At 74.4% G+C, this 12,666-nt stretch carries 11 protein-coding genes; 7 read left to right on the forward strand and 4 right to left on the reverse strand.

All coding sequences use genetic code 11. The features are described from left to right. Nucleotides 1-3 precede the first annotated feature (3 nt). The gene (locus ACGFZP_RS02110; protein ID WP_392927640.1) at nucleotides 4-1,161 is read left to right on the forward strand and encodes a hypothetical protein; all 1,158 of its coding nucleotides are present in this window, start codon (nucleotides 4-6) and stop codon (nucleotides 1,159-1,161) included. A gap of 135 nt (nucleotides 1,162-1,296) precedes the next feature. Here ACGFZP_RS02110 and ACGFZP_RS02115 read toward each other — a convergent pair whose 3' ends face one another. Next, nucleotides 1,297-2,742 (reverse strand): glycosyltransferase 87 family protein, encoded by a 1,446-nt coding sequence (locus tag ACGFZP_RS02115; protein ID WP_392927641.1) that lies wholly within the window; start codon nucleotides 2,740-2,742, stop codon nucleotides 1,297-1,299. 245 nt (nucleotides 2,743-2,987) lie between these two features. Between ACGFZP_RS02115 and ACGFZP_RS02120 the strand changes: the two genes are divergently transcribed. Then, nucleotides 2,988-4,124, forward strand: coding sequence for a glycosyltransferase family 4 protein (locus ACGFZP_RS02120; RefSeq protein ID WP_392927643.1), 1,137 nt, complete (start codon nucleotides 2,988-2,990; stop codon nucleotides 4,122-4,124). 106 nt (nucleotides 4,125-4,230) lie between these two features. Here the strand turns inward: ACGFZP_RS02120 and ACGFZP_RS02125 are convergent, their stop codons facing one another. Beyond that, on the reverse strand, nucleotides 4,231-6,024 hold the full coding sequence (locus ACGFZP_RS02125; protein WP_392927645.1) for an AMP-dependent synthetase/ligase: 1,794 nt from the start codon (nucleotides 6,022-6,024) through the stop codon (nucleotides 4,231-4,233). 361 nt (nucleotides 6,025-6,385) lie between these two features. Here ACGFZP_RS02125 and ACGFZP_RS02130 point away from each other — a divergent pair, with 361 nt between their 5' ends. From ACGFZP_RS02130 to ACGFZP_RS02150, 5 genes are all read left to right on the forward strand, one after another. Continuing rightward, entirely contained in the window at nucleotides 6,386-6,820 is a 435-nt protein-coding gene (locus tag ACGFZP_RS02130) for an SRPBCC family protein (RefSeq protein WP_392927647.1), read from the forward strand. A gap of 26 nt (nucleotides 6,821-6,846) precedes the next feature. Further along, on the forward strand, nucleotides 6,847-8,019 hold the full coding sequence (locus ACGFZP_RS02135) for an ArsA family ATPase (protein WP_392927649.1): 1,173 nt from the start codon (nucleotides 6,847-6,849) through the stop codon (nucleotides 8,017-8,019). 137 nt (nucleotides 8,020-8,156) lie between these two features. Next, nucleotides 8,157-8,516 (forward strand): DUF5304 family protein, encoded by a 360-nt coding sequence (locus ACGFZP_RS02140; protein ID WP_387940387.1) that lies wholly within the window; start codon nucleotides 8,157-8,159, stop codon nucleotides 8,514-8,516. Nucleotides 8,517-8,708: 192 nt separating this feature from the next. Beyond that, nucleotides 8,709-9,653, forward strand: a complete 945-nt coding sequence (locus ACGFZP_RS02145; RefSeq protein ID WP_392927651.1) for an ROK family glucokinase — start codon at nucleotides 8,709-8,711, stop codon at nucleotides 9,651-9,653. Nucleotides 9,654-9,792: 139 nt separating this feature from the next. Further along, nucleotides 9,793-10,599, forward strand: coding sequence for an endonuclease/exonuclease/phosphatase family protein (locus tag ACGFZP_RS02150; protein WP_392927652.1), 807 nt, complete (start codon nucleotides 9,793-9,795; stop codon nucleotides 10,597-10,599). A gap of 326 nt (nucleotides 10,600-10,925) precedes the next feature. On the opposite strand, the gene ACGFZP_RS02155 is transcribed toward ACGFZP_RS02150, so the two are convergent. Together ACGFZP_RS02155 and ACGFZP_RS02160 are read right to left on the reverse strand one after the other, a co-directional pair. Continuing rightward, nucleotides 10,926-11,711 (reverse strand): hypothetical protein, encoded by a 786-nt coding sequence (locus ACGFZP_RS02155; RefSeq protein ID WP_392927654.1) that lies wholly within the window; start codon nucleotides 11,709-11,711, stop codon nucleotides 10,926-10,928. A 10-nt stretch (nucleotides 11,712-11,721) separates the two neighbouring features. Continuing rightward, complete coding sequence (locus ACGFZP_RS02160) at nucleotides 11,722-12,516, reverse strand: alpha/beta hydrolase (RefSeq protein WP_392927656.1); 795 nt, start codon at nucleotides 12,514-12,516, stop codon at nucleotides 11,722-11,724. Nucleotides 12,517-12,666 lie beyond the last annotated feature (150 nt).

Below are 12,666 nucleotides of genomic sequence, written 5' to 3' on the forward strand. Positions count from 1 at the left end.
GTCGTGCGCCGCCGCGGGCTCTCCCGGCGCGGCGCGCTGCTGCTCGCCGTGGGCGGGCTGGCCCAGCTCTCGCTGCCGCGGGCCGCTCCCGCCGCCTCCGCCCCCGTCCGCTCGGCCGCCGACGACCGCGCCGAGGTGGCCGCGCTGCTGGCCGGGCGCACACTGCCCGCGGGAGTGCCGGCGGCCGAGGCCGTCTACCGGAACGTGGTGCCCGGCCCGGCCGGCGAGCTGGGGCGGCTCGCCGTCTCCGCCGAGCTGGCGGTCCGGATCGACGGCTACGACGACCACCCGGTGGTGTACCCGCGCCGGCTCGCCCTGATCCGGGCCGCGGACGGCTGGCGGGTCGAGCACGAGGAGGGCGCGGGCGGCGCCCCTCCGATCTGGGACCTCGGCACCGTCCGTGCCGCCCGGGGGGCGCGCGCCCTCGTCCTCGGTCTGGCCGGCGGGCCGGACCCGGCGGAGCCGGCGGCCCTCGCGGACCTGGCCGTCCCGGCCGTGGAGGCGGTCTGGGGCACCGGCTGGGCGGGGCGGCTGCTGCTGGAACTGCCCGCCACCGAGGAGCAGTTCGCCCGACTGCTGGAGGCCGGGGCGGCGGACTGGGCCGGGATGGCCGCCGTCACCACGGCCGCCCCCGGCGCGCCCTTGGACACCCCCGCGGACCGCATCCTGGTCAACCCGGAGGCGTACGGGCGGCTCAGCGCCTTCGGCCGGCAGGTGGTGGTCACGCACGAGGCGGTGCACGTCGCGACCCGGGCCGACACCCGGGCCTGGACACCGCTCTGGCTCTCCGAGGGCGTCGCCGACTGGACGGGCTACCTGGGCTCCGGGCGCACCGCGCGGCAGATCGCCCCCGAGCTGGCCCGGGACATCGCCGCCGGGAGGCTGCCCACCGCGCTCCCCGCCGACCGGGACTTCACCGCCGGCGCCGGCGGCATCGCCCAGGCGTACGAGCTGTCCTGGCTGGCCTGCGACCTGATCGCCCGGCGGCACGGGCCCGAGCGGCTGGTCGCCCTCTACCGGGCGGTCGGCGCGGCGGACGGGACGCAGGAGCGCGACCGGCTGCTGGACCGGGTGTTCGGGGCCGAGCTGGGCCTCGGGCTGGAGGCCTTCACCAGGCTGTGGATCGCCGAGACGGCAAGGCTGCTCGGTCCTGCCCGCTAGGTGCCCGGCGAGCGGCCCTCAACGGTTCTCCGGAGAGGCCCGGAGGTGTCTGCAAAGTCGGGCTCGGACCCGGCGGGACCTTGCAGAGTGCGCCGGCGTCGGAGGTGAGGGCCGGTGTTGAGGGCCGGACAAGCCCTAGCGCCGCCGCTGGGGCGGTGGCGCGGTCTGGGTGGCCGGCACGGTCGGCCGCTCGATGCCGTCCAGCAGGTCCTGCTCGTACGCGATACCGGGCCGCACCGGGTAGCCGCCGACGGAGGCCGGCTCGGGGCGGGCCAGCACGATGGTCGGCGGCAGCTGGGCCGAGCCCCGGGTGGAGCGCCAGAGCCGGACGCAGGAGAGCACGGTGGCGGCCAGCAGCAGCCCGTTGCGCAGGCCCAGGACCGTCACGCCCCCGGCCTGGCTGTTGTACACCTGGCTGAACATCAACGGGAACTCGGCCGTGGTCAGCGGGGTCGCGATCAGGACGAGCACCGCCACCGGGCGCTGGCTGGTGCCGCGCACGGTCAGGCAGACCGCCGCGACGCCGACCAGCCAGACCAGGTACTGCGGGCTGATCACCCGGCTGGTCACCGTGAAGATCAGCAGCGCGGTGAGGCCGGCGTCGTACATGGTCGCGGCGTTGCGGCGCTTGGCGGTGAAACGCCACAGCAGCAGCCAGCCGAAGCCCAGCAGGGTGCCGGCCATCATCACCTTGGTGATCACGGTGACCCACGGCCCGAGCATCTCGACCGAGCCGTAGTTCATCATCACCTTGCCGTCCCAGGCCCCGGCCATCCGGGCGAAGTGCAGCGGCAGCGCGCCGACCGACTCCACCTCGATGCCGCGGTCCTTCTGGAACGTCAGGAACTCGAACGCGCCGTTCATGCCGGCCGCCAGCAGGAAGCCGATCGAGGCGGCGGTGGCCGCGGCCGACGTCCAGGCGCGGCGGGTGCGCCGGCCGGAGGGCGTACCGATCAGGCCGAGCAGCGGCCAGATCTTGATGATCCCGCCCACGCCCAGCAGCAGCCCGCCCAGCGCGGGGCGGCGGACCAGCGCGATCAGGCCGGCCACCGCGATCGCGGTGACGATGATGTCGTACCGGTTGTAGATCATCGGGCCGAGCAGCGGCACGCCGGCCACCCAGACCCAGGCGCCGGTCAGCGCCCGCCCCCGGCGCAGCCCGGTCCGCACCAGCAGCGCCATCGCGACCACGTCGGCGACCCCGCAGAGCACCCAGAACGACACGATGTACGACCAGGGCAGCAGGCCGGGCAGCAGGATGATCAGCGCGGCGCCCGGCGGGTACTGCCAGGTCACGTCGTCCAGCGGGAAGGTGCCGGTCTGCAGGACTCCGTACCAGCCGTGGTAGATCACCGCGACGTCCGCGGTGACGTCCCCGCCGCCGACCTTCAGCACCCCGGTGACCAGGAGCAGCAGCAGCGCCCGGGTGGCCAGCCAGCTCGCGCCGAGCGCGCACAGGGCCCCGGCGCGCCCGGCGGGGCGGGCAGGGGGCTGCGGGGGCTCCTGGCGGACGGCCAGCGCCGTGCCGGTGCCGTCGGCGCCGCTGGAAGTACCGGACTCGGTGGCCGGGGCCAACTCCACTGCGCTCCCTCGTTCGTCTCGGACGTCCCACCGGAGGCGTCGTGCGACGGACGCCCGGGCCGTCGGTGTCGGGCGCGGCGCCAGTGTTCGGCCGGGCCCCACCGGCTGCCTAGGTACTAGGACAGACCCGGGGGTGAAACGGTTGCCGTGCGCGGATCCGTTCCCGGCGGGTCATGGTGTTGACCTATCGTACGGATCACCCAGCGGTACACCGAGCACCCCCCGACCGAGCGAGCCGTGGCCTGATGCACAAAACCTTGATCGTCACCAACGACTTCCCGCCGAGGCCCGGCGGTATCCAGGCCTTCGTCCACAACATGGCGATTCGTCAGCCTGCCGGAAGCGTCGTGGTGTACGCCTCGACCTGGCGTGACGGCACCGAGGTGGCCCGGTTCGACGCGGAGCAGCCGTTCCCGGTGATCCGGGACCGCACGAAGGTGATGGTTCCCACACCGCGGGTCACCCGGCGGGCCGCCGAGATCCTGAAGGCCGAGAAGTGCGACTCGGTCTGGTTCGGCGCCGCCGCGCCGCTGGGGCTGATGGCGCCCGCACTGCGCCGGGCCGGGGCCGGCCGGCTGCTGGGCATGACCCACGGGCACGAGGCCGCCTGGGCGCAGCTGCCGGTCGCCCGGCAGCTGCTGCGCCGGATCGGGGCGGGCACCGACACCCTCACCTACCTCGGCGAGTACACCCGCTCCCGGATCGCCGCCGCCGTCGGGCCGGAGGCGGCCGGGCGGATGGTCCAGCTGCCGCCGGGCGTGGACGAGAAGACCTTCCACCCCGACTCCGGCGGCGCCGAGCTGCGCCGGCGGCTCGGTCTGGCGGACCGGCCGGTGGTGGTCTGCGTCTCCCGGCTCGTCCCGCGCAAGGGCCAGGACACCCTGATCGAGGCGATGCCGCAGATCCTCGCGGACGTGCCGGACGCCGTCCTGCTGATCGTCGGCGGCGGCCCGTACCAGGGGGAGCTGGAGAAGCTCGCGGACGCCCGCGGGGTGCGCGGCTCGGTGCGCTTCACCGGTGCGGTGCCGTGGTCGGAGCTGCCCGCGCACTACGGGGCCGGGGACGTCTTCGCGATGCCCTGCCGGACCAGGCGGGGCGGGCTGGACGTGGAGGGCCTGGGCATCGTCTACCTGGAGGCCTCCGCGACCGGCCTGCCAGTGGTGGCGGGGGACTCCGGCGGTGCGCCGGACGCTGTGCTGGAGGGCGAGACCGGGTACGTGGTGGAGGGCGGCTCGCCCGCGGCGGCGGCCGAGCGGATCGTCCGGCTGCTGAACGACGAGGGGCTGCGCCGGCGGATGGGCGAGGCCGGGCGCCGCTGGGTGGACCGCTCCTGGCGCTGGGACCTGCTGGCCGGCCGGCTGACCTCGCTGCTGGCGGGGTGACGGCGGCGCCCCGGGGTTGACCCAGGACGTGAAGCGGCCCGCCCCCGGGTGACAGGGGGCGGGCCGCGTCATGCCCGGGCTGCACCCGGGGCGGCGGTTCGCGCGGTCAGCGCTGGTAGATCGCCTCGACGTCGGCGGCGAAGTCCTTCAGCACGAGGTTGCGCTTGAGCTTGAGCGAGGGCGTGAGGTGCCCGCTCTCCTCGGAGAACACGGTGTCCAGCAGCCGGAACTTCTTGACCGCCTCGGCGTGCGAGACGGCCGCGTTGCCGTCGTCCACGGCGGACTGGAGGGCGGCCAGCAGGTCCGGGTCCTCGCGCAGCTCGGCGAGCGTGGCGGTGGCCGGCTTGCCGTTCAGCTCCTTCCACTTGGGGAAGAAGTCCTCGTCGACGGTGATCAGGCAGGCGACGAAGGGCTTGCGGTCGCCGACCACCATCACCTCGCCGACCAGCGCGTGGGCCCGGATCCGGTCCTCGATCACCGCCGGGGCGACGTTCTTGCCGCCCGCGGTGACGATGATCTCCTTCTTCCGGCCGGTGATGGTCAGGTAGCCCTCGGAGTCGAGCGAGCCGAGGTCGCCGGTGGAGATCCAGCCGTCCTTCAGGGTCTCGGCGGTGGCCTCGGGGTTGTTCCAGTACCCGGTGAACACCTGCGGGCCCTTGAACAGCACCTCGCCGTCCTCGGCGATCCGGACCGCGGAGCCGGGGAGCGGCTGGCCGACGGTACCGATCTTCGGCTTGTCGTACGGGTTGAAGGCGGTGGCCGCGCAGGTCTCGGTGAGGCCGTAGCCCTCCAGCACGGTGAAGCCGATGCCCCGGTAGAAGTGGCCGAGCCGCTCGCCCAGCGGGGCACCGCCGGAGATCGCGTGGGTGGCCCGGCCGCCGAGCGCGGCGCGCAGCTTGCTGTAGACCAGCTTGTCGAAGACCGCGTGCTTGAGCCGCAGGACGAGTCCGGCGCCGCCGGCGTCCAGCGCCCGGCTGTACGCGATGGCGGTGTCGGCCGCCTTGTCGAAGATCTTGCCCTTGCCGTCGGCCTGGGCCTTGGCGCGGGCGGTGTTGAAGACCTTCTCGAACACTCTGGGCACGCCCAGGATGAGGGTCGGGCGGAAGGAGGCCAGCTCGGCGGTGACGTCCTTGATGTCCGAGACGTGGCCCAGCTTGATCGGGGCCATCGCCGGTGCGATCTCGACGATCCGGCCGAGCACGTGGGCCAGCGGCAGGAACAGCAGGACGGAGCTCTCACCGGTGCGGAACAGCGGGGCGAGGCGCTCCACCACGTTGCCGCACTCGGCGAGGAAGTTGCGGTGGGTGAGCTGGCAGCCCTTGGGGCGGCCGGTGGTGCCCGAGGTGTAGACGATGGTGGCGATCGAGTCGGCCGTCGCGACCGAGCGCCGCTCGGTGACGGTGGCGTCGGTGACCTTCTGGCCGGTCTCGGCGAGGGTGGCCAGGGCGCCGTGCTCGATCTGCCAGGTGTGCTTCAGCTCCGGCAGCCGGTCCCGGACCCCGGCGACCGTCCGGTCGTGCTGCTCGGTCTCGGTGAACAGCGCGACCGCGCCGGAGTCACCGAGGATCCACTCGACCTGCTCGGGGGAGGAGGTCTCGTACACCGGCACGGTGATCGCGCCGGCCGACCAGATCGCGAAGTCCAGCAGCGTCCACTCGTAGCGGGTGCGGGACATGATGCCCACCCGGTCGCCGGGCTCGATGCCGGCGGCGATCAGGCCCTTCGCGGCGGCGTGCACCTCGACCAGGAACTGGGCGGCGGTCAACTCCTGCCACTGGCCGTCCACCTTGCGGCTGAGCACCACGACGTCGGGGTGCCGCTCGGCGTTCTGGTGCACGAGGTCGGAGAGGTTACCGCCGCTCGGTACCTGGTAGAGGGCCGGAAGGCTGAAGTCGAGCAAGACTGCTCCTCGTTCGCGACGCTGCGGGACGGCAGGACGTTACTGCCCGGTAGGCAGATTCGACCAGGGGGGTCGGCTCCGGTGTTCGAAGTGTCACACCTGACCGGTCCGACCAGCCGGTTCCGACCAGGCAGTGACCGGGTCGTTCGAATGGCACCTTACGGCAGCCCCGCGGTGACCGGCCGGTAGCCCGCCCTGCCCCGCCCCGCCCGGCCCCGCCCGACCGCCTGACGGTGCGTGGACCCGCCCGGAGGCCCGTGGAACAGAGGGGATCGCCGGGCGCGATAGCCTGCTCCGGGCGCACCCGGCAGAGCAGGCTCGGCCGGACCAGCAGGCAAGGGACGACGCGGAGGGCCATTCCATGGCGGAGCACACCAGGTCGAGCATCACCATCGACGCGACCCCGGCCGAGGTGATGGCCGTGATCGCCGACTTCGCCGCCTACCCGGCCTGGACCGGCGAGGTCAAGGAGATCGAGGTGCTGGAGACCGCCGAGAACGGCCGCGCCGCCCAGGTGCGCCTGCTGCTCGACGCCGGCGCCATCCGCGACGAGCACGTCCTCGCCTACACCTGGGACGGCGACCGCGAGGTGGGCTGGACGCTGGTCCGCAGCCAGATGCTGCGCTCGCTGGACGGCTCGTACACCCTCGCCCCGCTCGGCAGGGGCGGCACCGAGGTCACCTACCAGCTCGCCGTCGACGTCAAGATCCCGATGCTCGGGATGATCAAGCGCAAGGCGGAGAAGGTCATCATCGACCGCGCGCTGGCCGGCCTGAAGAAGCGCGTCGAGGGCTGACACCGAGAAACGGGGACGGGTCGGGTATGACGGCACAGCGCACCATCCTGGTCAGCGGCGACGCGGCGGCGCCCACGGTGGCCGCCGCCACCGCCCTGCACGCCGCCCGGCAGGGCCACCGCACCCTGCTGCTGGCCGCCGACGACCCGCACCGCACCCTGGACGCCGTCCTCGGTACCCGGGTGGAGGCCGAGCCGACCGGGTACGCGCCCGGGCTCACCGTGGCCCGGATCGACGAACAGTCCGCCTTCCGGCACGCCCTCGGCGAGATCGGCGGCCGGCTGAAGCCCGCCCTGGACCTGCTCGGCGCCGAACCGCTCGACCCGGAGGAGCTCACCGCGCTCCCCGGCACCGCCCGGCTGGCCCTGCTGCGCGCCCTGCCGGCCGCCGACGCGGACGTCCTGGTCGTCCTCGCGCCGCCGCCGGCCGACCTGATCGCCGCGCTCGCCCTGCCCGAGCAGCTGGAGCGCTACCTCGCCAGGCTCGTCCCCGAGCAGCGCCAGGCCGCCCGCGCCCTGCGCCCGCTGCTGGCCGGCCTCGCCGGGGTCCCGATGCCCGCCGACTGGCTGTACGAGGCCCGCGGCACGGCGGGCCGGGTGCTCGCCGAGGCCAGGGCCGCGATCACCGCGCCCGGCACCTCCGTCCGACTGGTGGTCGGCGCCGACGCCCACCCGTACGGGGAGCTGCACCGGGTCCGCGCCGGGCTCGCGCTGCACGGACACCGGCCGGACGCCGTCGTGGTGCACGGCGCGCTGCCGGCCGCCGCCGTCGAATCGCCGGACGGGTGGCTGGCCGCGCTGGCGCACCGCCGGCAGGAGGAGCTCTCCGCGCTCACCGCCGCGAGCGACGTCCCCGTGCTGGTCACCGGCCTGGCCGAGATCACCCTGGAGGCCGTCGCCGACCGCCTCTACGGCGCGGGGCCCGGCCCGCGGCCGCTCACGGCCGAGCCGTGGGCCGTCGAGGACCGCCTCGCCGAGGACGGCCTGCTGGTCTGGCACCTGCCGCTGCCCGGCGCGGAGCGGGCCGACCTCGACCTGGTCCGGCGCGGCGACGAGCTGGTGGTCGGGCTCGGTGCCCACCGGCGGGTCCTGGTGCTGCCCTCGGCGCTGCGCCGCTGCACCGTCGCGGGGGCGGGGCTGCACGACGGGGTGCTCGCGGTGCGGTTCGCGCCCGATCCGGCGCTCTGGCCCAGGGGCTGAGCGCAGCACCTCGGGGCCGGGCGCGGTACGGAGTACCGGGAGCCGGGCAGCGGCGGCCGACCCGGGGGGTTGCGGCCGGTCCGGTAGCGTCGGGGCCGGTGGCCGCGGGTGCGGCCACAGCTGAGGAGGCGCCCCCGATGACCACTGCCGACGACCGCACCGAGCAGGCCGCGGAGCACCCGTTCGGGCCGGAGCTGGGCCCGCTGGTGGACGAGGTCCGCCGGTTCGCCACCGTCGTCGGGCAGAAGGCCCAGGAGGCGAGCGCCGACACCCTGATCTCGCTGGCCGGCCTCGCGGACCGCCTGCGCGAGCAGCAGCCCGACGTCTACGGCCACCTGGCCGCCGCGGGCAGCGGACTGGCCGCCGCCGGGAGCGAGCTGGTGGCCGCCTACCGCGCCGCCGTCACCGGCCACGAGCGGCGCTGGACCGCCGGCGAGGGCGCGCGCAGCGAGCGGATCGACCTCGACACGCCTGACGGGGCGTCCGACAAGGAGTGAAAACACCGCCACGGGCTGGTGAGGTCGTTGTCACTTCGCGTGACGGACGGGTGGTTAATGTACGACTTTTGAAGCGTCCCGGCCGGGCTTTCCTCAAATTGTCTTCGGATAATGTATGCGACGGTGTGTACGGGGGCGTGGTTGGGCGGTACCGTTCCGTCCAGCGGGAACGAGTGAATAGCTGAGGGACACATGGCTCTGACCATCGGCGTCGACGTCGGCGGGACCAAGATCGCGGCAGGCGTGGTCAACGAGGCGGGCGAGATCCTCGCCCGGACGAGGGTGCCCACCCCGGCCGACCCGCAATGGGCGGTCGACGCCATTGCGCAGGCCGTGCGCGAGCTCAGGGAGCAGTACCCCGATGTGGTGGCGGCCGGTGTCGGCGCCCCCGGCTTCGTGGACCGCGACCGCTCGACGGTGATCTTCGCCCCCAACATCGACTGGGAGGACGAGCCGCTGCGCGGGCGCATCGAGGAGCTCACCGGCCTGGACACCGTGGTGGAGAACGACGCCAACTGCGCCGCCTGGGCCGAGTTCCGCTTCGGTGCCGCCGCCTCCCACGACGACATGGTGCTGATCACCGTCGGCACCGGCATCGGCGGCGGGATCGTCCTGGACGGGCGGCTGCACCGCGGGCGGTTCGGCGTGGCCGGGGAGATCGGCCACCTCAACATGGTCCCGGACGGTCTGGACTGCGGCTGCGGCGGCAGGGGCTGCTGGGAGCAGTACGGCTCCGGCCGGGCGCTGCGCCGCTACGGCCGGGAGAAGGCCGCCGCCGACACGGTCCGCGGCCACCGGATGCTGGAGCTGAACGACGGCGTCGCCGAGACGATCCGCGGCATCCACATCACCGAGGCCGCCGAGGAGGGCGACCCGCTCGCCCTGGAGTGCTACGCCGAGCTGGCCGACTGGCTGGGCCGCGGCATGGCCGACCTCGCCGCGCTCTTCGACCCGGGCGTCTTCGTGCTCGGCGGGGGCGTCTCCGACTCCGGGCGGCTGCTGCTCGACCCGGTCGCCAAGGCCTTCGAGCACTACCTGACCGGCGGCGTGCACCGTCCGCGTGCGGAGGTCGTGCTCGCCTCGATGGGCTCGGCCGCCGGGATCGCCGGCGCGGCCGACCTGGCCCGGACCGTCTGACCCGCAGCGTCCGACCCGGACTGTCCGATCCGGACGATCCGATCCGGGTCCCTGTACCCCTGCGGCCTGAACCGGCCGCGCCGCCGAGGCCCGGTCCTCCTCCTGTCGTACGGTCGTCACCGGACGAAAGGGGAGGGCCATGGCCGTCGACGAAACACTGCCGCCGTCCGGTCCGGGACCGGACGGCCGCCGGGTGCGGCTGCTCAGCTACAACATCCGCTCGTTGCGTGACGACCGGCACGCCCTGGTCCGGGTGATCCGGGCCTGCCGGCCGGACCTGGTCTGCATCCAGGAGTCACCGCGCTACTGGCGGCCCGGGGGACAGGCGGCCTGGCTGGCGCAGCAGACCGGCACCGTGATCCTGGCCGGTGGCGGCCGGATCGCGGCGGGCCCGCTGCTGCTCGGCCGGCTCGGCACCGAGGTGCTCGCCGTCCACGACCGGCTGCTGCCCAAGACCCGCGGCCTGCACGCGCGCGGCTTCGCGAGCGCACTGGTCCGGGTCGCCGACTCGGCGCCGTTCACCGTCACCAGCTGCCATCTCAGCCTGGACGCGGACGAGCGCCACACCCAGTTCGAGCTGCTCCTCGACCAGCTCGCCTTCGCCGAACTCGGCGTCATCGCGGGTGACTTCAACGAGCACCCGGACGGCCGGGGCTGGCGGCTGCTGTCCGAGCGGCTGCAGGACGGCCACCTCGCCGCGCCCTGGGGCGGGACTTTCACCTCCGTGCCGGAGAACCCCTACCAGCGGATCGACGCGGTGTTCGCCACCGTCGGCATCCGCGTCCTCGGCTGCGGGGTCCCGCACGAGCTCCCCGGCGTCACCGACGCCGACCTCCGGGCCGCCACCGACCACCTGCCGGTCCTCGCCGCCCTGGAGATCCCGCCGGCCCGGGCGACCACCGGGGCCGCGGCCCGTGCGGCGGGCTCGGCGCCCACCGAGGGCTAGGGCCTGTCTGACAATTCCCGCCGCGCGCACGACGCCGGGCATCCTCCCCCAGCCTCCGGCCGGAGGTACCCCCACCTGGACGCACCGCCGAATCATCCAAGTACGTCCAGTACGAGGACGATCCGGGCGCGCGACGCCGGGCATCCCGCGCCGCGCGCTGATCCGCCAAGATCGACCGGACAGGGCCTGAGCCGCGCCGGAGTAGACGTCGGCCCGGCCGACTTCCCGTGCGCCGACCGGTCGCCGGTCAGGGCGTGGCGCCGGACGACCGTGGAGTGGGACGTCGGACCGGCCGACTTCCCACTCCAGGGGCGCTGGCCCGGCCGTCAGACGACCGCGCCGCCGTGCGGGTCCTCGGGCTCGTCCTCGTCGCGGTCCTTCATCCGGGCGACGAGGGTGGCGAAGCCGCCGAGGAAGGCGGTGACGCCGACCCAGGCGGGCCAGCCGGAGACCTCGCGCCAGACGACCGCGTCGAACAGCAGCAGCGCCGGGCCGCCGAGGACGGCGAGCCAGGCGAACTTGGCGGTGGTGTCGGCGGGCGGCAGCGGCGGGGGCTCCGGCGGGACGAAGTGGCCCTCGTCCGGGTCCTCGGTCAGCTCGAAGTCGCGCGGACCGGTGCCGGCCGCCGGCATCACGGGCCGGGTGGAGCGGGGGCGGGGCTGCGGGGCCAGATCGGCGAGGTCACCCGGGTCGGCCGGGCCGGTGCCCTGCTCGGACCCTTCCTTGTAGCCGCCCTTGAGCTCGCCGCGCGCCCGCAGATCCTCGATTTCCGGCCAGTTCGGATTGTTGAGGTCGACGGGGTCGTCGAACTGGGCGACCAGCGCGGCGAAGATCTCGTCCTGCTCGGCCTGGCTGCGCTCGGGCGCGCGTCGGAGCCGGGGCTCCTCGGCAGCCGGGCCTGAGCCGCCGCCCGTGCCGGAGCCGGTGCTTGAGCCGGAGCCGGTGCCCGGGCCCGCGTCGGGTCCGGAGCCGGTGCCCGGGCTCGCAGCGGAGTCGGGGCCCGCGCCGGACCCCGAGCGCGGGCCCGGGTCCTTCCGGCCGGTGGGCTCGCCCTTTGCGCCGTCCTCGCGGGGTGCCTCGTCCTCGCCGCCCGCCGTGCTGCTCTCGTGCACTTCCGGCCCTTCAGCCTTGGTGATCGTCGGATTCGACCCGGGTGACGCCCGCCGCATGCGCGGGAGCCAGCCGTCGGATGAAGTCCTGGCTGGCCTCGAATATTTCCGCCGCGTCGTGGTCCAGCGTCGCGACGTGGTAGCTGCGCTGGCACAGCCGCTCCGTCACATCGGTCGAGGATATCCGGGCCAGCACCAGTTCCGAGTTGGCCGGCGAGACGACGTGGTCCTGCGGGCTGTGGAACAGCAGCACCGGTTGGGTCACCTGCGGCAGCCGCCCCTGGACGTCCTTCCAGAGCCGGGCCAGTGACCAGGCGGCATGCAGCGGTGTGCGGTCGTAGCCGACCTCGACCGAGCCCGCGCGGGCGATGTCGTTGGCCACTCCCGGCAGGCTCGGCAGCACGTGCCGCAGGGCCGGAAGCAGCACACTCGCGGGGTTGTCCGAGCGCACCGACGGGTTGACCAGCACCAGTCCGGAGATCGCCGGGCCGTGCAGCGCGGCCAGTCGCAGCGCCAGCGAGCCGCCCATCGACAGCGCGCAGACGAAGACCTGCTCGCACTCGGCGGCCAGCGCCAGCAGCTCCCGCTCGACCTCCGCGTACCAGTCCTCCCAGCGCGTCAGCTGCATGTCCTGCCAGCGGGTGCCGTGGCCGGGCAGCAGGGGCAGCGAGACGGTGAACCCGGCGGCGGCCAGCTCCTCGGCCCACGGGCGAAGCGACTGCGGCGAGCCGGTGAAGCCGTGGCAGAGCAGCACGCCGACCGGTCCGCCCCGGTGGCGGTACGGTTCGGCACCGGGCAGCAGAGGCATGGCGGGCTCCTTAGCGGGCAGGGGCGCTGGAGAGGAAAACGCTGTGGGGGCAACGCGGTTCACCGCAGAAGTGCGGGAAACACGCGGGAAAACCGCATCGTCCCACGGGTCCTGCCACGTCGTACACCCCTGCCGAGCAGCGGTTGGACC

The sequence above is a fragment of the Kitasatospora sp. NPDC048239 genome (genome assembly GCF_043202015.1).
Lineage (GTDB): Bacteria > Actinomycetota > Actinomycetes > Streptomycetales > Streptomycetaceae > Kitasatospora.